Source organism: Actinomadura sp. NPDC047616, assembly GCF_040642915.1.
Taxonomy (GTDB): domain Bacteria; phylum Actinomycetota; class Actinomycetes; order Streptosporangiales; family Streptosporangiaceae; genus Spirillospora; species Spirillospora miaoliensis.
In genome coordinates, this window is the sequence record NZ_JBEYTB010000004.1 from 442,436 (window position 1) to 463,706 (window position 21,271).

The following is a 21,271-nucleotide window of genomic DNA, read 5'->3' on the forward strand; positions in this document are numbered from 1 at the left end:
ACGGTCGACGCGGGCCGCGGGCGGCGTCCGACCGGTCGGCATCCTATCCGGGCGGCGGGGCCGATTGATGGACCACTGCGTGTCGCCGTGGCAGGGGTGTGTCAGGCTCTCGTGGGGGGAGTCGGCCCTGCGCTTCGTAGGTGGCGTGGTCTCGTGCTTGCGGGGCCCCGCCCTGTGACCCGTCCGTCCTAGGGCTTACTCGTCCTCGTCGTCGCTCCGCACGTCGATGCCCTGGTGCTTGAGCAGGGCCTCCATGCCCCTCTCAAGGCGGTCCATCCGGCACTCGAAGCGCCCGAACCCGGTCTCCAACCGGCCGAGACGGCCCTCGACGCCGCCGACGCGGGTCTTGATGTCCGAGACGTCGTTCTCGAGGCTCACCAGGCGGTTGTCGAGATTCGCGACGCGGTTGTCGAGACCCACGACCCGGTGTTCGAGCTGTACCACGCGGGTTTCGACGTTGCCGATGCGGGTTTCGACGGTTCCGATGCGAGTCTGGACGTTCACGAGCCCGGTCTCGACGCCGACGAGGCGGCTCTCGAGGTGCTTGACCCGCTCAAGGGTCTCGACCGTCGTGTCGGCGATGCTGGTGATGTCCTCGTCGTGCCGTTCCTGGCGACTCTCCACGGCCTGGAGCCTAGTCGTCAGGTCCATGATCGTTGGCGCCATGTCACCGTCCTTCCACGGGTTGTACGTGCCGTGACGAAATGGCGACCCTGAGTATAGGGCTCCTCGCCGACAGTGTTTCTGGTGTTCGGTTAACCACTTTTCCTACTGGTTTGATTGACTTAAGAGGGATGTCCGTTTACTCTCGTGGCGTGTCGGTGACGATGTGCTTGACCAGCCGGGGGCACGTGGATCTGTGCCGCGTGGCCAGCGCCCTCTGTCCGCTCTGACGTCCTGAGCCACGGACCGCCCGGGCGGCGACTCCGCCGGGGTCCGTGTTCCGCTGTGCGGTGATCACCCTTTTTGTCGAATTTCGCGCGTGCCCTCTTGGCGTGCGTGCATTGTTCCCTGGAGGTCGGGCCGGTCATGGCCTATCTGATCCGTGATGACGCCGAGGCGGTCGAGGTCGCGCGGCGGCTGGCGACGCGGCTGGCGGTCGGCGCGGCGCGCCGGGACGCCGAGCGGACGCCGCCGGTGACCGAGGTCGCGGAGCTGTCGGAGTCGGGCCTGCTGGGCATCACGGTGCCGCGCGAGCACGGCGGCGCCGAGGTGAGCGCGGTGACGCTCGGGGAGGTGTTCCGGCTGCTGGCGGCGGCCGATCCCAGCGTCGGGCAGATCCCGCAGAACCACTTCTTCTTCGTCCGGGTGCTGGCCGAGAACGGCACCGAGGAGCAGCGCGGCTTCTTCTACGCCGAGCTGCTCAAGGGCCGGTTGTTCGGCAACGCGCTGGCCGAGGCGGGCGCGCGGGACGCGTTCGAGTTCCGGACGCGCCTGACGCCGCTGCCGGACGGCGGCTACACCGTCAACGGCACCAAGTCCTATGCCACCGGGTCGCCGTTCGCGGACTGGATCCCGGTGTACGCGACCGACGAGCGGAACCGCGTGCACGCGGTGTTCGTCCCGGCGGGCGCGCCCGGACTGGAGGTGGTTGACGACTGGTCGGGGTTCGGGCAGCGCGGTACGGGCAGCGGCACCGTCCACCTGCGGGACGTGCGGGTCCCCGCCGAGCGGGTGGTGCCGCACTACCGGACGTTCGAGCGGCCCGAGGTGTTCGGCGCGTACGGGCAGTACATGCACGCGGCGATCGACGTCGGCATCGCCGGGGGAGCGCTGGCGGAGGGCGCGGCGTTCGTCCGCGAGTCGGCCCGGCCGTGGCCGGAGGCGAAGGTCGACCGGCTGGCCGAGGAGCCGCTGGTGATCCAGAAGTTCGGTGAGCTGGCGCTGCTGGTCCGCGCGGCCGAGGCGCTGCTGGTCCGCGCCGGGCAGGCCCTGGACGCGGCGCTGGCGGGCGCGCCCGTCCTCGACACGGGGAGTCTGACGGACGCCGACGCGGGGGCGGAGGCGTCGCTGGCCGTTGCGGCGGCGCGCGCGCAGGCCGATCTCGCGGCGTTGACGGTGGCCGCCGAGGTGCTGGGCGTGGTCGGTGCCCGCGCGTCGCTGGAACGTTACAACCTCGATCGGCACTGGCGGAACGCCCGCACCCACACCCTGCACGACCCGCGCCGCTGGAAGCTGCAGCACCTCGGCGACCACGCGCTCAACGGCGTCGCCCCGCCCGCCAACGGCATCGTCTGACCATCTTCCGGGAGATCCAACGTGACCACCGAGACCGAGACAACGCCGCGCGACCACGAGGGATGGCTCGCGCGGGCCCGCGCGGCCGCCGCCGAGCTCGCCGCGGACGCGGCCGAACGCGACCGGGCGGGCGGCGCGCCGTTCGCCGAGGTGGAGGTCCTGCGCCGGGCCGGCCTGCTGACGCTGCTGATCCCCGCCGAGCGCGGGGGCGGGGGCGCGACCTGGCGCACCGCCTACCAGGTGACCAGGGAGATCGCCGCCGCCGACGGCGGCATCGGGCAGCTCCTCGGCTACCACTACCTGCTGTCGTGGAACCTGCACTTCTTCGGCGAGGAGAAGCTGCGCGAGCGCGTCGAGCCCCGGGCCGCCGGCGAGCGCTGGCTGTGGGGCGGCGCGTTCAACCCCCGTGATCCCGACCTGACGTTGACGCCGAAGGACGGCGGGTTCGAGCTGAACGGGACGAAGACGTTCGCCACCGGCGCGCGGGTGGGCGACCGGCTCGCCGTCGGCGCCGCGCACGCGCACACCGGCGAGCCGCTCGTCGTGATCGTCGACCCCCGGCACGAGGGGGTGCACCGGCCGGACGACTGGGACAACATCGGGCAGCGGCTGTCGGCCAGCGGAAGCGTGTCGTTCTCCGCCGTCCCGGTGCCGGAGGAGGACGTCATCGGGTCGCTGGCCGACCCGTCCCCGTGGACGACGCTGGTGACGCCCGCGATCCAGCTGGTGTTCGTGCAGTTCTACATCGGCATCGCCGAGGGCGCGCTGGCGGCCGCCCGCGACTACACCCGTACGACCACCCGGCCGTGGCTGTTCAGCGGCGTGGACCGGGCCGTGGACGACCCCTACGTGCTGGCCGTCTACGGCGACCTGCTGGCCCGGGTGCGGGCGGCGCGGGCGCTGGCCGACCAGGCGGTCGAGGAGATCGAGCAGGCGCTGCACGCCCCCGACCGGGAGGCGCTGACCGAGCGGCGGCGCGGCGAGCTGGCCGTGCTGATCGCCACCGCCAAGGTCGCCGCGACCGAGGCGTCGCTGAGCGTCTCGTCCCGGATCTTCGAGGTGACGGGCGCGCGGTCGACGCGGGCGGCGCTGGCCCTGGACCGCTTCTGGCGCAACGCCCGCACGCACACCCTGCACGACCCCGTCTCCTACAAGAAGCGCGAGGTCGGGACGCATTTCCTGACCGGCGAGTTCCCCGAGTTCTCCCTCTACACCTGACCGCCCGCACCCGACCGAGCCATCCCCGCAGAACGGACGCACGATGTCCCCAGTCCCCTTGCCCCATCACCTCTCCCGCCGCGCCGTGCTGCGCGGTGCCCTCGGCGTCGGCGCGCTGGCCGCCGCCGGTCCGCTGCTGAGCGCCTGCGGCGGCGACGGCGGCGGGGACGCGCTGGACCCGGCCGCCAAGCCGGAACTCGCCGGCGAGACGCTGAAGGTGCTGGTCAACCAGCCCAACGCCGGGGCGTTCGAGGTCCTGCGGCGGACGTTCAAGGCCGAGACCGGGGCCGACATCCAGGTCACGCCGGTGCCGTACGACAAGCTCCTGGCCACGGCGATGCTGGACGCGCAGTCCGGCGCCGGGCAGTACGACGTGATCATGTACTGGTACGTCGGGCTGGGCAGCCTGGCCGAGGGCGGTGTCCTGGAGGACCTGACCGCCTACATCAAGGCCAACCCCGACATCGACACCGGCGACCTGCTGCCGTCGATCTACGACCCGTACACCCTGTACCAGGGCAGGCGGTGGGGCCTGCCGTTCGACGGCGACACTCACATCCTCTTCTACAACACCGAGCTGTTCGAGAAGTACGGGCTGGACGCCCCGAAGACCTGGGAGGACTCCAACGCCGCCGCCGAGAAGATCACCAAGGACGGCCGGGGCGCCCACTACGGCGTGATCGTCGAAGGCCAGCAGGTGCCGATCATCCTGGGCTGCACGTTCGCCAACCGGCTCGTCGGCTTCGGCGGCCGTTTCCTGGACGACTCCGGCAAGCCCGCCCTGGCCTCCGACCAGGGCGTCGCGGCGCTGCAGTCGCTGCTGGACGTCGCCCCGTACGCGCTGCCGACCCCGCTGCAGACCGGCTTCGACCAGGCGCTGCCCGCGTTCCTGTCCGGAAGGGCAGCCCAGCTGGAGTTCTGGACGGACCACTCCGTCAAGGCGCAGGACCCCAGGCAGTCCAAGGTCGTCGACAGGTGGGACGTGGTGACGCTGCCGGTCGGCGGCTCCAACACCACCCACGCCACCTCGCTGGACGCCGGGTTCGCGCTCGGCGTGTCGAAGCTGTCGAAGAAGAAGGAGGCCGCGGCCGCGTTCGTGAAGTTCGCCGCGAGCAGGAGGCAGAACGAGGCGCAGATCGCCGTGTCGACCAGCGGCTCGGACCCCGTCCGCACCAGCACCCTCCGCTCGCCGGTCTTCCGCAAGTCGTTCGGCCGGGCCGCCGACGTCGTCGCCGAGGGGCTGTCGGGAAAGCCGCTGGTCTGGCCGAACGGCCCCGAGGCGCCGGAACTGCTGCAGACGCTGGTGGACGAGCTGGCGCTGGCCCTCCAGGGCAAGCAGCAGGCGCGGCAGACGCTGGAGAAGGTGCAGAGCGCGTGGGAGAAGCGGCTTGGCTGACAGTGCGATCAGCCGCCCGGCCGTGCGGTGGGGGGCGTGGCGACGGCGCCGCGCCCGCCGCTGGTCGCGCGTCTCCCCCTGGCAGGCCGCGCCGGTCACCCTCGCCCTGCTGGTGTTCACCGCGTACCCGCTGGTCTACCTGGTGGGCCTGGCGCTGACCGAGTCGACGCTGGCGCGGCCGCTGCGCGAGTGGGTCGGCACCGAGAACTTCCGCGCCGCGCTGGAGAACGACGTGTTCACCGGGTCGCTGTGGCGGTCGACGGTGTTCGCGGTGCTGGCGGCGTCCGTCCAGCTGGTGATCGGGACGGCGCTGGCGCTGGCGCTGCACGCGCGCGGCAGGCGTCTCGGCCTGCTCGGCGGGTTCCTGCTGCTGCCGCTGGTCACCCCGCCCGTCATGGTCGGGGTCGCGTGGAAGCTGCTGCTGGCCCCGGTGGGCGGCGCGCTCAACGGGACGCTCGGCCTGGCCGGGCTGGCGCCGGTCAACCCGCTGGGCGACGAACGCGGCGCGTTCCTCGCGCTGGTCGTGATCGACACCTGGCAGTGGACGCCGTTCGTGGTGCTGCTGGTTTACGCGGCGCTGCTGGGCGTGCCAGGAGAGCTGCGCGAGGCGGCGGTGCTCGACGGTGCGGGCCGGTTCCGGCTGCTGGTGTCGGTGGTGCTGCCGTACGTGCGTCCGGCGCTGCTGGCCGTGCTGCTGCTGCGGCTGGTCGGCGGGTTCAAGGTGTTCGACATCGTGTACGTGGTGACGACAGGAGGTCCGGGCGCCGCCACGAACACCTCCACCTACGAGATCCAGCGGACGGCGCTGGAGTCGTTCAAGGTCGGCACGGCCGCCGCCGAGACACTGCTGTTCTCGCTGGTGGTCGGGTTGGTCGCCACGCTGGTGGCGGTCGTGCGGCGGCGGGTCGCGAGGGCCGAACGGTGAGCCGCCGCTGGATCACCCCGCTGCTGGCGCTGGTCGCGGCGCTGATGGCGGTGCCGCTCGTCTACATCGTGTCGCTGTCGGTGCGGTCCCGGGACGACGTGCTGAACGGCGGGCTGCTGCCGAGCACGCCGTTCTGGCGGAACTGGCCCGACACGTTCGAGTCCATCGACCTGGCCCGCCACCTGGCCAACTCGTGGGTCGTCGCCGCCGGCGGCGTCGCCCTCACCCTCGTGATCGCGGTGCCCGCCGCGTACTACACCGCCCGCGCCCGGCGCAGCGGCGAGCGGCTGCTGTCGCTGGTGCTGGCCTCGTACTGCGCGCCGCCCGTGGTGGCCGTGCTGCCGCTGTTCTACCTGCTGCGCACGGCCGGGCTGAGCAACACCCTCACCGGGCTGGCGCTGGTCACCGGGCTGGCGAACGTGCCGGTGGCGGTGTGGCTGCTGGACGGGTTCGTCCGCCGGGTGCCGCGCGAGGTGGAGGAGGCGGCGTGGCTGGACGGTCTCGGCAGCTGGGGCGCGCTGCGGCACGTGGTCGTCCCGCTGGCCGCGCCGGGGATCGTCGCGTCCGGGCTGATCTGCTTCTTCCTGGGCTACAACGAGCTGCTGTTCGCGCTGAGCCTCGCGCAGGAGACGTCGGTGCAGACGCTGCCCGTCGCGCTGTCGCGCTTCCAGGGCGACCGGAACATCCAGTTCGGCCAGCAGGCGGTCGCCTCGATCATCGGCGTGGCCCCGGTGTACGTGCTGGCGCTGCTCGCCCAGCGCCGCCTGGTGGCGGGCCTGTCCGCGGGCGCCGTGAAATGACCCGGTTTCGTCAAAGGAGTGCGCATGACACCCGTCCCTGAACCGAAGAAACGGATCTTCCTCAACGCCTTCGACATGAGCTGCGTCGGCCACCAGGCGCCGGGGCTGTGGCGACATCCCGACGACCAGGCGTACCGCTACACCGATCTGGACTACTGGATCGAATTGGCGCGCCTTCTGGAGCGGGGACGTTTCGACTCGCTGTTCCTGGCCGACGTACTCGGCGTGTACGACGTCTACACCGGTTCGCGTGACCCGGCCGTACGGCAGGCGACGCAGATCCCGTTGAACGACCCGCTGCTGGTGGTGTCGGCGATGGCGGCGGCCACCCGGCACCTGGGCTTCGGCGTGACGGTGTCCCTCACCTACGAGCAGCCGTACAACCTGGCCCGCAAGTTCACCACGCTGGACCACCTGACCAAGGGCCGGATCGCCTGGAACGTCGTCACGTCCTACCTCGACAGCGCCGCCCGCAACCTGGGCATGGGACGCCAACGCGACCACGACGACCGGTACGAGGTGGCCGAGGAGTTCCTCGAAGTCTGCTACAAGCTGTGGGAAGGGTCCTGGGAGGACGACGCCGTCGTCCGGGACGCGCGCAGGGGCGTCTTCACCGACCCCGCCAAGGTGCACGAGATCGCGCACAAGGGCAGGCACTTCGACGTGCCCGGGGTGTTCCTCAGCGAGCCGTCGCCGCAGCGCACGCCCGTCATCTACCAGGCGGGCGCGTCCACGGCGGGACGGGCGTTCGCGGCACGGCACGCCGAAGGCGTCTTCATCAACGCGGTCACCAAGGAGGGGCTGCGCAAGCGCGTCACCGACATCCGCGCCCGCGCCGCCCGCGCCGGACGCGACCCCGCCGGCGTGAAGATCTTCATCCTGTTCACCGCGATCACGGCGCCCACCGACGCCGAGGCCCGCGCCAAGCACGACGAGTACCTGCGTCACTCGTCCCACGAGGGCGCGATGGCGCTGTACGGCGGCTGGAGCGGCCTGGACCTGTCCCGGTACGACCCCGACGAGCCTCTCGAGTACGTGCGCACCGACGCCGTCCACTCGGCGCTGGAGATCTTCACGACGATCGACCCGGAGCACCGCTGGACGCCCCGCGACATCGGCCGCTACCTGGCGATCGGCGGCATCGGCCCGGTCGTGGCGGGCTCCCCGTCCACCGTGGCCGACGAGCTGGAGTCCTGGGTGGACGAGACCGGCATCGACGGGTTCAACCTCGCCTACGCCGTCACGCCCGGCACGTTCGAGGACTTCGTCGACCTCGTCGTCCCGGAGCTGCGGCGCCGGGGCCGCGTGCCCGGGGCCTACGAGTCGGCGACCCTGCGCGAGAACCTGCTCGGCCCCGGCCAGGTCCGCCTGCGCGACGACCACCCCGGCGCCCGCCACCGCCGCGCCGTCGCGGCACGCGGCGCCGGCCGACCCGTGGAGAAGGTGGGATGACCATGGCCGAGCACGAGCACGAGCACGCGCACGTCATCAGGACCGACGAGGAGGCCGTCGCGACCGCCGCGCGGCTGGCCGCCGCCTTCGCCGCCGGCGCGGCCGAACGCGACGCCCGGCGGATTTTGCCGCACGCCGAGCTGGACGAGCTGTCCCGCAGCGGGCTCCTGGCGATCACCGTTCCGCGCGAGCACGGCGGCGCCGACGTGCGCGCCGACACGCTCGCCGAGGTGTACCGGCTGCTGGCCGAGGCCGATCCCAGCATCGCGCAGATCCCGCAGAGCCACGTCGTGTACCTGCGGGTGCTGGCCCAGCAGGGCGACGCGGACCAGCAGAAGTTCTTCTTCGCCGAGGCGCTGGCGGGCAAGCGGTTCGGCAACGCCCAGTCCGAGGCGCACACCAGGCACGTCCAGGACTACCGCACCCGCCTGCGCCCGCACCGTGACGGCGGCTACGTCCTCACCGGCGAGAAGTTCTACTGCACGGGCGCGTTGTTCGCCCACTGGGTGCCGGTGCTCGCCCAGCTCGACGTCCCGGGCGAGGGCGACAGACTGCACGTCGCCTACGTGCCCAGGGACGCCCCCGGGCTGGAGATCGTGGACGACTGGTCGGGCATGGGGCAGCGCACCACCGCCAGCGGCACCGTACGGCTCGACGACGTGCGCGTCCCGGCCGAACGCGTCGTCCCGCATCACCTGACGTTCACCGGCCCGCAGGTGCACGGCGCCTACGCGCAACTGCTGCACACGGCCATCGACGCGGGCATCGCCGGGGGCGCGCTACGCGAGGCCGCCGAGTTCGTGCGGACGAAAGCCCGCCCGTGGTTCGAGAGCGGATACGACACCGCCGCAGAGGACCCGCTCCTCATCCAGAGATTCGGTGAGCTGGCCATCACCGAACGCTCCGCGCGTGCGCTCCTGGCCGAGGCGGGACGCGCCGTGGAGACGGCCCGGCACGCGCTCTCCGACGAGGCGGCGGCCGAGGCGTCCATCGCCGTCGCCGTCGCCAAGACGGCCGCCGACCGCGCCGCGATCGAGATCACCAACGCGCTGTTCGAGGTGTCGGGCACCCGCTCCAGCCTGGACGGGCTCAACCTGCACCGGCACTGGCGCAACGCCCGCACCCACACCCTGCACGACCCGGTGCGCTGGAAGGTCCAGCACATCGGCCGCCACGTGCTCAACGGAACGCCGCCGCCCCGGCACGGCGTCATCTGACAGAGGGGCCACCTGTGACGCTGACCTTCCACTGGTTCCTGCCCACCTACGGCGACAGCCGCTACATCGTCGGCGGAGGCCACGGCCTGGACGCGGGCGCCGCCGCCGGAGACCGTCCCGCCACCCTGCGCTACCTGGGCCAGATCGTGGCCGCCGCCGAGGATCTCGGCTTCGAGGGCGCCCTCACCCCCACCGGCGCGTGGTGCGAGGACGCCTGGCTCACCACGGCGCTGCTCGTGGAGGCGTCCGAATCGCTGAAGTTCCTCGTGGCGTTCCGGCCGGGCCTGCTGAGCCCGGTGCTGGCCGCCCAGATGGCCGCCACCTACCAGCGGCACTCGCGGGGGAGGCTGCTGCTGAACGTCGTCACCGGCGGCGAGGCCCACGAGCAGCGCGCGTACGGCGACTTCCTCGACAAGGCCGGCCGCTACGCCCGCACCGACGAGTTCCTCCACGTCGTACGCGCCCTGTGGCGGGGCGAGAAGCTGGACTTCGACGGCCGTCACATCAAGGTCGAGGGCGCCCGGCTCGCCCAGCCGCCGAGCCCCGTCCCGCCGATCTACTTCGGCGGGTCGTCGGCGGAGGCGGGGCCGGTCGCGGCCCGGCACAGCGACGTCTACCTGACCTGGGGCGAGCCGCCCGCCGCCGTCGCCGACAAGATCGCCTGGATCCGCCGGCTGGCCGGCGAGCGGGACCGCCGCGTGCGGTTCGGCATCCGCCTGCACGTCATCAGCCGCGACACCGCCGAGGAGGCGTGGGCGCAGGCCGGACGGCTGCTGGCCGGGATCTCCCCGGAGACGATCGAGCAGGTCCAGGCGGGCCTGCGGCGCAGCGAGTCGGAGGGACAGCGGCGCATGCTCGACCTGCACGGCGGCGCCGCCCGCCGCGACCTGCGCGAGCTGGAGATCGCCCCCAACCTGTGGGCGGGCGTCGGCCTGGTCCGCGGCGGCGCCGGGACCGCCCTGGTCGGCAGCCACGCCGAGGTCGCCGACCGGATCGCCGAGTACGCCGAGCTGGGCCTGGAGGAGTTCATCCTGTCCGGCTACCCGCACCTGGAGGAGGCGTACTGGTTCGGCGAGGGCGTCCTGCCCCTGCTGGCCGACCGCGGCCTGTGGAAGCACCCCGCGGGCGGCCCCGACCTGGCCGCGCCCGCCGTCCCCTTCGTCTGACCGCCCCGGGACCACACCCCCCGTGAAAGGACTCGGTGATGACCGAACTGCTGCCCGACCAGATGATCGACGAGGACCGGTTCCGCCGCGCGCTGGCGCTGCACGCGGCCGGGGTGGTGGTGGTCACCGCGGCGTGCGGCGCGGAGCCGGCCGGGCTGACCGCGACCTCGTTCTCCTCGGTCAGCCTGTCCCCGCCGCTGGTGTCGTTCTACGTGGACCGCGGCTCGACCACCTGGCCGTCGATGCGCCGCGCGGAGCGGTTCGCGGTGAACATCCTGGCGTCCGGGCAGGCCGACGTGGCGGCCCGGTTCGCCCGGCGCGGCATCGACCGGTTCGCCGCGCCCACCCGGTGGCACCCGCACACCGACGGCACCCCGCTGCTGGACGACGTGTGCGCCCACCTGCTGTGCGTCCCGTACACGACGATCGACATCGGCGACCACATCCTGGTCGTGGGCCTGGTGACGTCCGCCGACATCCGTGAGTCCGACCGGCCGCTGCTCTACCACCTGGGACGGTTCGGGCACTTCCTGCCGCAGGAACGGTGACCGCGGGCCGGGCACCGGGGCCGGGCGCCACCGGCGCCGGTGCCCGGCGGCTCAGGGGCCGGCGGGACGGCTGAGCGCCTCCACCGACCGCAGGCCGTGCTCCACGACGTCCAGGGCGCGGTCCAGGGCGGCACGGGTCGCCGCCGGGTCGAAGCCGTGGCGGCGGCAGTGCATGATGACGGTCTGCACGGCGCCGACCGCCGCGCCCGCCGCCGCGAGGGCGTCGATCTCGTCCAGGTCCGGGCACAGCCCGGCCAGCAGCGAGCCCAGTTCCTGCTGGGTGTCAGTGAGGCGTTGCAGCGCGCGGGCCTGCAGCCCGGGACGTTCCAGGATGAGCCGGATCTGCACCGCGCCGTAGTCGCCGTGCTCGGCGGCCAGCGCGGCGATCGCGTCCGCCGCGGCGCGCCGGACGGTCTCCAGCGGCGTCTCGTCGGGGACGCGCCGCGCCAGCCGTTCGCGGACCTCGGCCAGCCGGTCGTCGATCTCGGCGAAGACCACGTCCTCCTTGCTCGGGAAGTAGCCGAAGAACGTGCGCGGGGACACCTCGGCGGCGGCCGCGATGTCGGCGATCGTCGTCTCCTCGTAGCCCCGCTCGGCGAACAGCCGCAGCGCGGCGGAGGCGATCGCCCGGCGCGTGCGCTCCTTCTTGCGCTCGCGCAACCCCGGGCGCGGCTCTGACCGTCCGGCGTGATCCACGTCACGTACGGTATCACGACTGCAAACTTGCAGTTATTGCAAACCTGCAGCGGACGTGTTTTCCTGCGTGGTCATGACGGGCATGTCGGGCATGGCGGGTGGGCTGGATCGGCTCGGCCGCTGGTGCGTCCGGCGCCGGCGCGCGGTCGTCGGGCTGTGGATCGCGGTGATGCTGGGCACCGCCGTGCTCGGCCTCGCCCACGGCGGGATGTTCGTCCAGCAGGGCACCCTGCCGGGCACCGAGACGCAGCGCGCCATCGACGCCCTGCGCGCGGACTTCCCGGCCATGACCGGCCCCACCGCCACCGTCGTGTTCCACGGCACCGACCATGGCAGCCCGGCCGACTGGCGGGTCGCGCTGGCGATCGGCCAGGCCGTCGACCGCATCGGACGCCTCGACCGCGTCGCCTACGTCGAGAACCCCTACGTCGAGGGCATGGGCGGCCTGCGCGGTGACGACGCCGTGGCCGTGCGCGTCAACTTCACGGGCACCATGGGCGACCTGGCCGTCTCCGACCTGGAGGACCTGGACCGCGCCGTGGAGCCCGCGCGCATGGCGGGCGTGGACGTGGCGTTCGGCGGCATCGCCGCGATGCTGCTCAACCAGCCCCGGGGCGGCCCGCAGGAGGCCGCCGGGATCGTCATGGCGCTGGTGGTGCTGCTTTTGGCGTTCGGGTCGTTCCTGGCCGCGGGCGTCCCGATCGTGGTGTCGCTGTGCGGGATGGCGGTCGCCTACTCGCTGATCCACTTCGCCGCGTCGCTGTTCGAGGTGCACCCGACCGCGCCGCTGGTGGCCGCGATGCTGGGCATCGGCGCGGGCATCGACTACGCGCTGTTCATCGTCACCCGGTACCGGCAGCAGCTGGCGGCCGGGGACGACGTGGAGACCGCCGTCGGCAGGGCCATGGCGCACTCGGGGCACGCGGTGGTGTTCGCCGGGGGCACCGTCGTGTTCGCGATCTGCGGGCTGTTCCTGGCGGGCATCGCGTTCGTCGGGCGCATCGGGCTGGCCTCGGCCCTGGCGGTCGGCGTGATGGTGCTGGCCGCGCTCACCCTGCTGCCCGCCGTCCTCGGCGCCCTCGGCACGCGGATCGACCGGTGGCGGCTGCCGCGCGTGCGTCCCGACCGCAGCGCCGACCGGTGGACGCGCTGGGGCCGCCACGTCGACCGGCACGCCTGGCCGTACGCGATCGCCGCCATGCTGGTGCTGCTCGCGCTGTCGATCCCGACGCTGAGCCTGCGCTTCGGCGTGATGTCCGACAGCACCGCGGCCCCGGGGACGGACGCGCGGCAGGCCTACGACATGGTCGCCCGCGAGTTCGGTCCCGGCCACTACAGCCCCTTCGTGATCGTCGCCAAGGTTCCGGGACGCGCCGAACGCGTCCCCCGGCCCAAGGCGACGCCTTCCCCGAAGGCGTCGGAGACGTCCGCGCCGGTGGTGAGGGGCCTGGCCGGGCTCGGCGGGCTGACGGGGCCGCCGCCGGCGACGCCCTCCCCGTACCCGGGCCAGCCGTCGCCGTCGCCGACGGAGGGCACGCAGCAGGTGAAGGGCGCGCCCGACCCCACCAAGAAGCCCGACCGGGACGCGGTGCTGCTCGGCCAGCGGCTGCGGCAGCGGGTCGCCGAGGTGCCGGGCGTGGCGTTCGCGGCGGAACCCGTCGTGTCCGGGACGACCGTGATCGTGCGGGTCGTCCCGGCGACCGCGCCGCACGAGGCGGCCACCACCGACCTGGTGCACCGGCTGCGCGCCGTGGAACTGCCCGCCGTCGCGGCCGCGACCCCGGGGGCTGTCGTGCACCTGGGCGGCGAGAATCCGGCGATCATCGACCTCGCCGACACGGTCGGGGCGCGCATGCCCGTGGTGGTGGTCGCGGTCGTCGGGGTCGCGCTGCTCCTGCTGGTGGTGGCCTTCCGAGCGGTCGTCGTCCCGGTGAAGGCGGCGCTGATGAACCTGCTGTCGATCGGTGCGTCGTTCGGGCTGGTGACGGCGGTGTTCCAGTGGGGCTGGGGGATCGGGCTGCTCGGCCTGGACCAGCCGATCCCGGTGATGTCGTTCGTCCCGCTGTTCATGTTCGCCCTGGTCTTCGGGCTGTCCATGGACTACGAGGTGTTCCTGCTGGCCCGCGTCCGCGAGGAGTACCAGCGCACCGGCGACCCGCACGACAGCGTGGCCCGCGGCATCGGCGCCACCGCCCGGCTGATCACCTCCGCCGCGCTGATCATGATCTTCGTGTTCGCCGGGTTCGTCCCGCAGCCCGACCCGACGGTCAAGATGATGGCGCTGGGCATGGCGGTGGCGGTGGCCGTGGACGCCACGCTCGTGCGGTTGGTGCTGGTGCCCGCCCTGATGAGCCTGCTCGGCCACGCCAACTGGTGGTGGCCCGGCCGCGGCGGACGGAAGGGAGGCGGCGCGCCGGACGAGAGGTTGCCGACCGTGACCGCCCGGCGCGCCGCGGGTCAGGAGGTGCGGGGCTCCTCGCTCTGAGGCGTCCCGCGCTGGAACAGGACGAACAGCCACGCCATCGACGGGACGAGAATCACCGCCCCCACGCCGAGGGACACCAGCACGACCTGGAGCACGGCGTCGTGCGCGGCGGCCGCGTCCAGGTCCAGGTCCGCCATGGCGGCGGCGCCCCACAGCACGGTGACGACGGCGAGGGCGCCGGTCGCCCGGACCGCCAGGTAGGACCGCCGCACCAGCAGCACCAGCGAGACCAGCCCGGCCGCCGCCGACACCAGGATCAGCGGGTCGTGCACCCCGAACGCGGCGGCGCCCGGCAGCGCCAGCACCCCGACCGCCGCGCCGGACACCAGCGCGAAGCCGCGGAACCGCAGGGAGGCGCCCTGGTCGCCGAGCCGCCGCGCGTCCCAGATCAGGTAGACGGCCGCCAGGTACGCGCACAGCACGGTGGTCAGCAGCCCCCCGTACACCCCGGCCGGGGTGAGCCAGCCGGACGCGCCGACGGTGAGCGCGGCGGCCACCGCGCCCAGGCAGTAGGGCGTCAGCACCGACGACACCCCGAAGATCCACCGGTACCAGCCCTGGTCCGGCACGGCCTTGGCGAACACGAACGTGCTGCCGCGCGCCACGATGCCGAGGGCCGCCAGCGACAGCGGCACCCAGTGCGCCGCCATGACGTCGGCGAACACCGGCGGGAACGCCGTCCAGGTCATCACCATCACGAAGATCAGCCAGACGTGGTTGGCCTCCCACAGCGGCCCCATGGCGTGCTCGATGACCCGCTGGTCGGAACGCCGCCGCGACACCAGGTGCCACAGCCCGGCGCCGAAGTCCGCCCCGCCGAACAGCAGGTACGCCGACAGCCCCACCAGGATCAGGCCGATCGCGACGTCCGCGTAGCTCATCGTCCGCTCCTCGTCTCGCCCGAGCCCACGGTCTCCTTCCCGGCCGCCTCCCGGTCGGCGGCCGGCTCGTCGGGGGTCGTGGTCGCGCCGGTCTCGTCCTCGGGGGGCGCGGACGGGCCGTCCGCCGCCGCGGGGACGGGACGGCGCCGCATCCGCCGCAGCACGCTGATCGTCGCGGCGGCCAGCACGGCGTACACCACCAGCACGATGTAGAGGCCGTAGCGCAGGCCGGGGTTGGGGTTGACCGCCTCCTCGGTGCGCATCACCCCGTACACGATCCACGGCTGGCGTCCCACCTCGGTGGTGGTCCATCCGGCGAGCATGGCGACCGACGCGGCGACCCCGGACGCGGCGGCCAGCCGCAGGAACCACGGCCGCCACGGCAGCTCGGCCCGCGCGCCGCCCGACCGGCGGCGCAGCCACCAGGCCAGGCCCCACCAGGCGGCCAGCGCCAGCAGCGCCGTCCCGATCGCGATCATGAGCTCGAAGGAGGTCTTGACGACCTCGGCGGGCGGCCGCACGTCCTCGGGGAAGGAGTCCAGCCCGCGCAGGGTGGCGTTCGCGTCGAACTTCAGCATCAGCGACAGCGCGTTGGGGATCTCCAGCACGGCGAACCGGAACGGGACCCCCGCCTCGGTGTGCTCGACGCCCTCCATGGCGGCGAACTTGACCGGCTGGTTGTCGGCGACGAACCGCACCGCCCAGTCGCCCACCAGCACCTGCAGCGGGGCGCACACCGCGCCCAAGGAGAAGGGGATGGCGAAGCCGAGCCGGTGGTAGCGGTCGACGCGGCCCGCGCGGGCGTCGCGCAGCAGCGCCACCGCGTACACCGACGCGACGATGAACCCGCACACCATCAGCGACGCCAGCAGCAGGTGCACCGCCTGCGTCGGGGTGGCCGGGTTGAACATCGCCGCCAGCGGGTCGACGTCCGTGACCCTGCCGTTCTCCAGCCTGAACCCGCGCGGCTGGTTCATCCACGCGTTCACCGTCACCACGAACGAGGCCGACAGCAGGCCCCCGATCACCACGGGGATACCGGTGAGGAAGTGCGCGCGGGGCGACAGCCGGTCCCATCCGTAGAGGTAGACGCCCATGAAGATGGCCTCGATGAAGAAGGCGATGCCCTCCAGGGCGAACGCGGCGCCGAACACCTGCCCGTAGGTGTCCATGAACCCCGGCCACAGCGTGCCCATCTCGAACGACAGCACGGTGCCGGACACGGCGCCGACCGCGAACAGCACGCCCGCCGCCTTCATCCAGCGCCGGGCGAGCTCGGCGTAGACGACGTCGCCGGTGCGCAGCGACCGCCACTCGGCGAGCAGGGTGATCGCGGGCAGTCCGATGCCGATGCTGGCCAGGATGATGTGGAAGCCGAGGGTGAACGCCATCTGCTGGCGCGCGGCCATGAAGTCCGCCGGGGTGGCCGCCCCGGTGCTCGTCGCGTTCTCCGCGAGCAGCGCGAGGGAACTCATGCAACCGACTGTAGTACTACAAGCCGTAGTACTACAGGAAGTGGTACTACCGGCCGTGGTGACGTCCCTCTCAGTCGGATACCCTGGCGGTCGTGAAGGGTCTGGGAGAGCTTGAACGCACGGTCATGGAGGTCCTCTGGGAGCGGGACGGCGCCGGCCTGGCGGCCGCGACCGCCCGCGACGTCAGCAGAGCCCTGGCGAGCGATCGGGACCTCGCGCACACCACCGTCATGACGGTCCTGGACCGCCTGGCCAAGAAGGGTTTCCTCCAGCGCGAGCGGGACGGCCGCGCCTGGCGCTACCGCCCGGTCGCCAGCCGCGAGGAGTACGTCACCGAGCTGATGCTGGGCGCCCTCAACGAGACCGGCGACCGTGACGCGGCCCTGGTGCGCTTCGTGCACTCGGTGTCGCAGACCGAGGCCGACGTGATCCGCCAGGCCCTCGCCGAGCTGACCGGGAACGGCTCCGCCGCCGGCCTGCCCGGCGCTAAGCTGCCGGACGGGGAGCTGCCCAACGCGAACCTGTCCGACCGGAACCTCACCACCGGCAAGGAGCCACCGGCATGACCGGCGCCGCCCTGCTCGCACTGATCTCCATCGGGACCGTTGGCGGGGCGCACCTGCTGTCGCGGGCCCGGTGGACGTGGCGTTCCCCCCGCACCGCGATCGCCCTCTGGCAGGCCCTCGGGCTGGGCTGGGGCGTCGCCACGATCGGCGCCCTGCTGGGCTTCGCGCTGATGCCCTACGACCACGGCATCGCCGGCGGCCTGCCGCTGCTGCTGGCCGACCACGCCGCCCGCCTCGACGCCTGGCACGTCGCCGCGCTGCTGTCGGCCGTCACCCTGGCCGCCGTGCTGCTGGTGATGCTGGCGTACGCGGTGGTCCGGGTGGTGCGGGCCCGGCGACGTCACCGGGCGCTGCTGGCGCTGATCTCCCGCCGCGACGCCGCAGTCCCCGGCACCCTCGTGCTCGACCACCCCACCGCCGCCGCCTACTGCGTGCCGGGCGTGCGCTCGTCCAAGGTCGTGGTCAGCGCCGGGACGCTGGAGCTGCTCGACCCGGCCGAGCTGGCCGCGGTGCTGGCGCACGAGCGCGCCCACGCCCGCGAGCGGCACGACCTGGTGCTGCTGCCCTTCGCCTCGCTGCGCCAGGTCTTCCCGCAGATCGGGCTGGTCGGACGGTGCCTGGACGCGGTCGAGCTGCTCATCGAGATGGCCGCCGACGACCGCGCCCGGCAGCACCGCGCGCCCCGGGAGCTGGCCACCGCGCTGCTGCGGTTCGCCGCCGCCCGCCCGGCGGCCGCCCCGTCCGGCGCCCTCGGCGTCGCGACCGCCGACGACATCCCGGTGATGGCCCGGGTCAACCGGCTGCTGCAGCCGGTGCCGGTGGGCCGTCCCACCCGGGTCGCCGCGACGGTCGCCGTCCCGCTGATCGCGCTCGTGCCGCTGCTGCTGTACGCCCTGCCGCACTGATCCCCGGCTAACCGGCGAGGGTCAGTCCGTACAGCCGCGCCACCCGGATCCTGATCACCAGCCGCCGCTCCTTGACCATGTGCTCAAGGAAGGCGGCCTGGTCGGCGGCGCTCATCTCGACCGGGTTGATGGCGAGCAGCTCGCGGCCGGTCTCGTCGCCGGGCTGCTCGCTCACCGGGGACGCCTCCGCCTCGCCCTCGGCGACCACGTACGTCATGTGGTCGGCGGACGTCACGTAAAGCGCCACGCGGGGGTCGTTGCGCACCTGGCGCACCTTCAGCCGGTCGGCCGTGGTGGAGAAGCGCAGGACGCGTTCCTCCGGGTCCCAGTGATACAGGACGGTCGACAGCGCCGGATGCCCGTTGCGCTTGTTGGTCGCCAGCGCACCGAACCGGTGCTCACCCAGCAGGCGTGACAGTTCCTCGTCGGTCAGCTTCTTCGGCCCGGGGCCGGTGCCGGGCGGGTATTCGTCGGTCATTTCGTTCAGGCCTTCTTCTCGGTGGGGACGCGGCGCAGCACGAGCAGCGCCAGCACGATCGCGGTGACCAGCAGCCCGGCGCCGACGCCGAACGCCAGCCGGTAGCCCCCGGTCAGCGCCAGCGCCTCCCGCAGGCCGTCGTCGCGCAGGTGCGCGGCGCGGGTGGCGGCGAACGTCGACAGGGCCGCCACGCCGAGCGCGGCGCCCATCTGCTGGGTGGTGTTGAACAGCCCGGACGCCGCCCCGGCGTCGTCGTCGCGCGCGCCGGACATGCCGAGGCCGGTCAGCGCGGGCAGGGCGAGGCCGAACCCGCCGATCAGCACCATCACCGGCAGCAGGTGGGTGACGTAGGGGCCGTCCGCCGACAGGCGGGTCAGCACCGCGTACCCGGCGACCACCGAGGCGAGCCCGGTCAGCAGGACGGTCCGTTCGCCGAACCGGTTGATCATCCGCGCCGACACCACCAGGGAGATCCCGCCGATGGCGATCGCGCCGGGCAGCAGGGCCAGGCCGGTCTCGGTGGCGTTGTAGCCGCGCACCTGCTGCATGTAGAGCGCGATGAGGATCTGGAACCCGAACATCGCCGCGACCAGCAGCATCTGCACCAGGTTGGCGCCCCAGACGTTGCGGACGCGCAGCGTCCGGAGCGGCAGCAGGGGAGCGGCGGCGGTGGCCTGGCGGGCGACGAACCCGGCCAGCAGCGCCAGCGAACCGGCGGCCAGTGCCAGGGTGCGCGCCGACGCCCAGCCGTGCCGCTCGGCCTGGACGATCGTGTAGACGGTCAGCATGGCCCCGGCGGTGACGAGCACGCCGCCGAGCACGTCGGCGCCGCGCCGCAGCCCGAGCCCGGGGTCGTCGGCCAGCAGCCGCACCGCCCCGATCATCGTGGCCAGCCCGATCGGCACGTTGATGAAGAACACCCAGTTCCAGCCGAACCCGTCGGTGAGCAGGCCGCCGAGCACCTGCCCGAGCGCGGCGCCGGTCGCGCCGGTGAACGCGAACGCGCCGATGGCCCGGCCCCGCTCGCCCGGGTCGGTGAACAGCGTCACGATGATCCCGAGGGAGACCGCGGAGGCCAGCGCGCCTCCGGCGCCCTGGGCGAACCGGGCGGCGACCAGCATCGCGGGCGTGGTGGCCAGCCCGCACAGCACCGAGGCGGCGGTGAACACCGCCAGCCCGGTCAGCAGCACCCGGCGGCGGCCCGCCAGGTCGCCGAGGCGCCCGGCGAGCAGCAGCAGCCCGCCGAACGTGATCATGTAGGCGTTCACCGTCCAGGTCAGGCCGGACGGGCTGAACCCCAGGTCGGACTGGATGGCGGGCAGCGCCACGGTGACGATGCTGCCGTCCAGGATGATCATCAGCGACGCGGCGCACAGCACGGCCAGCGCATACCAGCGGCGCCGGGACGCGGGCGCCGCGGTCTCGCCCGGGCCGGCCGCGGGCCGCGCGGACGCGGTCCCGGTCGCCGGAGAGGCGGTCTCGGACATGGGGTCATCTCCTGTCAGCGCTCAGCGCGGGACGAGCTCAACAGGAGAGACAGTAGCAGATAGTTTTTTAGTAGACGATCCTCTATTGACCTATCTTGTGTCCTATCTGGCGCGCTCGCGCGGGCGGCGGCACTGCGCCTCCACCGGTTCGGCCAGGTGGCCGCCCGCCAGGCGTTCCATGGCGCGCAGGAACACCTCCCGCTCGTCCTCGGGCAGCGCCTCCAGGACCGCGCCGTGCACCCGGTCGACGATCTGCCTGCTACGCTCCACGATCTCGGCGCCGCGCTCGGTGACCTTGACGATCCGGGCGCGCCGGTCGTGGCTGGACGGACGGCGCTCGGCGTATCCGGCCTTCTCCAGCGCGTCCATCGTGACGACCATGGTGGTCTTGTCCATGTCGCCGAGCTCGGCGAGCTGGATCTGGGTGCGCTCCTCCTCCAGGGCGTGGACGAGCACGCAGTGCATGCGCGGGGTCAGCCCGATCTCGGCGAGGGCGGCCGTCATCTGCGTCTTCAGCACATGGCTGGTGTGGTTGAACAGGTAGGACAGGTCCGGGATCGCTTGCGTGACGGTCATGCCGCCAGAATAGTTCGTCAGCAGATAATCCGTCAGATTACCTATCGTCGGCCGGGTCGTCGGCCGGGGTCCCGGCGGGGGGCGATGCCGTCGAGCACGGCCGCGACCAGGTCGCCGACCTCGTCGTCCCCGGGCACGTCCGCGGGCGGCGACGCCGGCCGGGCGTACCCGTGGACGAACGTCGACGTCACCGCCTCGTGGCACACGCCCACGATCATCCTGGTCGCCGCCTCGATCCGCGCGTCCGGCGCGAGCCTGCCCAGCTCCCGTTCGTCCCGCAGGTAGGCCAGCAGCCGGTCGCGCCAGTCCCCGCCTGGCCGCCCGCCTCCGCCGCCGGGGGCGGCGAACCGGGCCAGGACGGCGGGCTGCCCGACGAGCCCGGCGAAGGCGGGCAGGATGCCCGCGTGCAGCCTCATGCCGTACACGACGTAGGCGCGCAGGTTCTCCTCCACCGTCGCGGTGCCCGCCCCGGGGAGGTCGCCGAGCTCGCTCTCCACCGCGCGCACACGGGCCCGCAGCGCGCACGCCAGCAGCTCTTCCTTGTCGGCGAAGTGGTTGTAGAGCACTCCGTCGGCGACCCCGGCCTCGCGGGCGATGAGCCGCACGGTCAGCCCGGCCGTCCCGCGCTCACGGATGAGCCGTTCGGCGGTCGCGACCAGGTGCTCGCGCAGGCTCTGCTCCCCGCCCCGCAACGCGGCGGCTCTCCTCGGCGACATCACCCCTGATCGTAATCGGGCGGCCCGCCCGGCGGCACGATCCGTC

Annotated in this window: 21 protein-coding genes; 13 read left to right on the top strand and 8 right to left on the bottom strand. The window is 73.0% G+C overall.

Annotated features, from left to right (window positions below):
• Positions 1-195: 195 nt before the first annotated feature.
• The gene (locus ABZ801_RS12780; protein WP_360696711.1) at positions 196-666 is read right to left on the bottom strand and encodes a hypothetical protein; all 471 of its coding nucleotides are present in this window, start codon (positions 664-666) and stop codon (positions 196-198) included.
• Between the two features lie 161 nt (positions 667-827).
• On the opposite strand from ABZ801_RS12780, the gene ABZ801_RS12785 reads away from it, so the two are divergent.
• The 10 genes from ABZ801_RS12785 (at position 828) to ABZ801_RS12830 (ending at position 10,960) form a co-directional block, all read left to right on the top strand.
• Positions 828-893 carry a putative leader peptide gene (locus ABZ801_RS12785; protein WP_360697126.1) on the top strand — a complete coding sequence of 22 codons (66 nt, stop codon included), beginning with the start codon at positions 828-830 and terminating at the stop codon, positions 891-893.
• A gap of 136 nt (positions 894-1,029) precedes the next feature.
• Positions 1,030-2,238, top strand: a complete 1,209-nt coding sequence (locus ABZ801_RS12790) for an SfnB family sulfur acquisition oxidoreductase (protein ID WP_360696714.1) — start codon at positions 1,030-1,032, stop codon at positions 2,236-2,238.
• 21 nt (positions 2,239-2,259) lie between these two features.
• Positions 2,260-3,456: an acyl-CoA dehydrogenase family protein gene (locus tag ABZ801_RS12795; protein WP_344957115.1), complete on the top strand. Its 1,197-nt coding sequence runs from the start codon at positions 2,260-2,262 to the stop codon at positions 3,454-3,456.
• A gap of 58 nt (positions 3,457-3,514) precedes the next feature.
• On the top strand, positions 3,515-4,852 hold the full coding sequence (locus ABZ801_RS12800; protein ID WP_360696718.1) for a sugar ABC transporter substrate-binding protein: 1,338 nt from the start codon (positions 3,515-3,517) through the stop codon (positions 4,850-4,852).
• Positions 4,845-5,777 carry a sugar ABC transporter permease gene (locus ABZ801_RS12805; protein WP_360696721.1) on the top strand — a complete coding sequence of 311 codons (933 nt, stop codon included), beginning with the start codon at positions 4,845-4,847 and terminating at the stop codon, positions 5,775-5,777. The genes ABZ801_RS12800 and ABZ801_RS12805 overlap by 8 nt, the downstream gene beginning before the upstream one ends.
• Entirely contained in the window at positions 5,774-6,577 is an 804-nt protein-coding gene (locus ABZ801_RS12810) for a carbohydrate ABC transporter permease (protein ID WP_360696724.1), read from the top strand. Before ABZ801_RS12805 ends, ABZ801_RS12810 begins: the two co-directional genes overlap by 4 nt.
• A gap of 24 nt (positions 6,578-6,601) precedes the next feature.
• Complete coding sequence (locus tag ABZ801_RS12815) at positions 6,602-8,029, top strand: LLM class flavin-dependent oxidoreductase (protein ID WP_360696727.1); 1,428 nt, start codon at positions 6,602-6,604, stop codon at positions 8,027-8,029.
• Between the two features lie 2 nt (positions 8,030-8,031).
• Entirely contained in the window at positions 8,032-9,246 is a 1,215-nt protein-coding gene (locus ABZ801_RS12820) for an SfnB family sulfur acquisition oxidoreductase (RefSeq protein WP_360696731.1), read from the top strand.
• A 14-nt stretch (positions 9,247-9,260) separates the two neighbouring features.
• Positions 9,261-10,412 (top strand): LLM class flavin-dependent oxidoreductase, encoded by a 1,152-nt coding sequence (locus ABZ801_RS12825; RefSeq protein WP_360696734.1) that lies wholly within the window; start codon positions 9,261-9,263, stop codon positions 10,410-10,412.
• A gap of 38 nt (positions 10,413-10,450) precedes the next feature.
• The gene (locus ABZ801_RS12830; RefSeq protein ID WP_360696737.1) at positions 10,451-10,960 is read left to right on the top strand and encodes a flavin reductase family protein; all 510 of its coding nucleotides are present in this window, start codon (positions 10,451-10,453) and stop codon (positions 10,958-10,960) included.
• A gap of 51 nt (positions 10,961-11,011) precedes the next feature.
• On the opposite strand, the gene ABZ801_RS12835 is transcribed toward ABZ801_RS12830, so the two are convergent.
• Positions 11,012-11,656 (bottom strand): TetR family transcriptional regulator, encoded by a 645-nt coding sequence (locus ABZ801_RS12835; protein WP_360696740.1) that lies wholly within the window; start codon positions 11,654-11,656, stop codon positions 11,012-11,014.
• A gap of 73 nt (positions 11,657-11,729) precedes the next feature.
• On the opposite strand from ABZ801_RS12835, the gene ABZ801_RS12840 reads away from it, so the two are divergent.
• Entirely contained in the window at positions 11,730-14,141 is a 2,412-nt protein-coding gene (locus ABZ801_RS12840; protein ID WP_360696743.1) for an MMPL family transporter, read from the top strand.
• Here the strand turns inward: ABZ801_RS12840 and ABZ801_RS12845 are convergent.
• Both ABZ801_RS12845 and ABZ801_RS12850 read right to left on the bottom strand, forming a co-directional pair.
• On the bottom strand, positions 14,114-15,022 hold the full coding sequence (locus ABZ801_RS12845) for a cytochrome d ubiquinol oxidase subunit II (protein ID WP_360696746.1): 909 nt from the start codon (positions 15,020-15,022) through the stop codon (positions 14,114-14,116). The two genes, ABZ801_RS12840 and ABZ801_RS12845, sit on opposite strands and share 28 nt — an antisense overlap.
• Positions 15,019-16,497: a cytochrome ubiquinol oxidase subunit I gene (locus tag ABZ801_RS12850; protein ID WP_360696749.1), complete on the bottom strand. Its 1,479-nt coding sequence runs from the start codon at positions 16,495-16,497 to the stop codon at positions 15,019-15,021. The genes ABZ801_RS12845 and ABZ801_RS12850 overlap by 4 nt, the downstream gene beginning before the upstream one ends.
• A gap of 92 nt (positions 16,498-16,589) precedes the next feature.
• On the opposite strand from ABZ801_RS12850, the gene ABZ801_RS12855 reads away from it, so the two are divergent.
• Both ABZ801_RS12855 and ABZ801_RS12860 read left to right on the top strand, forming a co-directional pair.
• Positions 16,590-17,063, top strand: coding sequence for a BlaI/MecI/CopY family transcriptional regulator (locus ABZ801_RS12855; protein ID WP_344957088.1), 474 nt, complete (start codon positions 16,590-16,592; stop codon positions 17,061-17,063).
• Entirely contained in the window at positions 17,060-17,968 is a 909-nt protein-coding gene (locus ABZ801_RS12860) for a M56 family metallopeptidase (RefSeq protein ID WP_360696753.1), read from the top strand. Before ABZ801_RS12855 ends, ABZ801_RS12860 begins: the two co-directional genes overlap by 4 nt.
• Before the next feature lie 7 nt (positions 17,969-17,975).
• On the opposite strand, the gene ABZ801_RS12865 is transcribed toward ABZ801_RS12860, so the two are convergent.
• The 4 genes from ABZ801_RS12865 to ABZ801_RS12880 all read right to left on the bottom strand — a co-directional run bounded on the left by ABZ801_RS12865 (position 17,976) and on the right by ABZ801_RS12880 (position 21,225).
• Positions 17,976-18,446 carry a TIGR03618 family F420-dependent PPOX class oxidoreductase gene (locus ABZ801_RS12865; RefSeq protein WP_360696756.1) on the bottom strand — a complete coding sequence of 157 codons (471 nt, stop codon included), beginning with the start codon at positions 18,444-18,446 and terminating at the stop codon, positions 17,976-17,978.
• Positions 18,447-18,451: 5 nt separating this feature from the next.
• Complete coding sequence (locus ABZ801_RS12870; RefSeq protein WP_360696759.1) at positions 18,452-19,933, bottom strand: MFS transporter; 1,482 nt, start codon at positions 19,931-19,933, stop codon at positions 18,452-18,454.
• Positions 19,934-20,035: 102 nt separating this feature from the next.
• Positions 20,036-20,509, bottom strand: a complete 474-nt coding sequence (locus ABZ801_RS12875) for a MarR family winged helix-turn-helix transcriptional regulator (protein WP_360696762.1) — start codon at positions 20,507-20,509, stop codon at positions 20,036-20,038.
• Between the two features lie 41 nt (positions 20,510-20,550).
• Positions 20,551-21,225: a helix-turn-helix domain-containing protein gene (locus tag ABZ801_RS12880; RefSeq protein WP_360696765.1), complete on the bottom strand. Its 675-nt coding sequence runs from the start codon at positions 21,223-21,225 to the stop codon at positions 20,551-20,553.
• Positions 21,226-21,271 lie beyond the last annotated feature (46 nt).

Bases quoted from the DNA above. Each gene is read 5' to 3' on its own strand.
- ABZ801_RS12780 (WP_360696711.1), bottom strand. From the start codon at position 666: ATGGCGCCAACGATCATGGACCTGACGACTAGGCTCCAGGCCGTGGAG.
- ABZ801_RS12790 (WP_360696714.1), top strand. From the start codon at position 1,030: ATGGCCTATCTGATCCGTGATGACGCCGAGGCGGTCGAGGTCGCGCGG.
- ABZ801_RS12815 (WP_360696727.1), top strand. From the start codon at position 6,602: ATGACACCCGTCCCTGAACCGAAGAAACGGATCTTCCTCAACGCCTTC.
- ABZ801_RS12820 (WP_360696731.1), top strand. From the start codon at position 8,032: ATGGCCGAGCACGAGCACGAGCACGCGCACGTCATCAGGACCGACGAG.
- ABZ801_RS12830 (WP_360696737.1), top strand. From the start codon at position 10,451: ATGACCGAACTGCTGCCCGACCAGATGATCGACGAGGACCGGTTCCGC.
- ABZ801_RS12840 (WP_360696743.1), top strand. From the start codon at position 11,730: ATGACGGGCATGTCGGGCATGGCGGGTGGGCTGGATCGGCTCGGCCGC.
- ABZ801_RS12845 (WP_360696746.1), bottom strand. From the start codon at position 15,022: ATGAGCTACGCGGACGTCGCGATCGGCCTGATCCTGGTGGGGCTGTCG.
- ABZ801_RS12850 (WP_360696749.1), bottom strand. From the start codon at position 16,497: ATGAGTTCCCTCGCGCTGCTCGCGGAGAACGCGACGAGCACCGGGGCG.
- ABZ801_RS12860 (WP_360696753.1), top strand. From the start codon at position 17,060: ATGACCGGCGCCGCCCTGCTCGCACTGATCTCCATCGGGACCGTTGGC.
- ABZ801_RS12865 (WP_360696756.1), bottom strand. From the start codon at position 18,446: ATGACCGACGAATACCCGCCCGGCACCGGCCCCGGGCCGAAGAAGCTG.
- ABZ801_RS12870 (WP_360696759.1), bottom strand. From the start codon at position 19,933: ATGTCCGAGACCGCCTCTCCGGCGACCGGGACCGCGTCCGCGCGGCCC.
- ABZ801_RS12875 (WP_360696762.1), bottom strand. From the start codon at position 20,509: ATGACCGTCACGCAAGCGATCCCGGACCTGTCCTACCTGTTCAACCAC.
- ABZ801_RS12880 (WP_360696765.1), bottom strand. From the start codon at position 21,225: ATGTCGCCGAGGAGAGCCGCCGCGTTGCGGGGCGGGGAGCAGAGCCTG.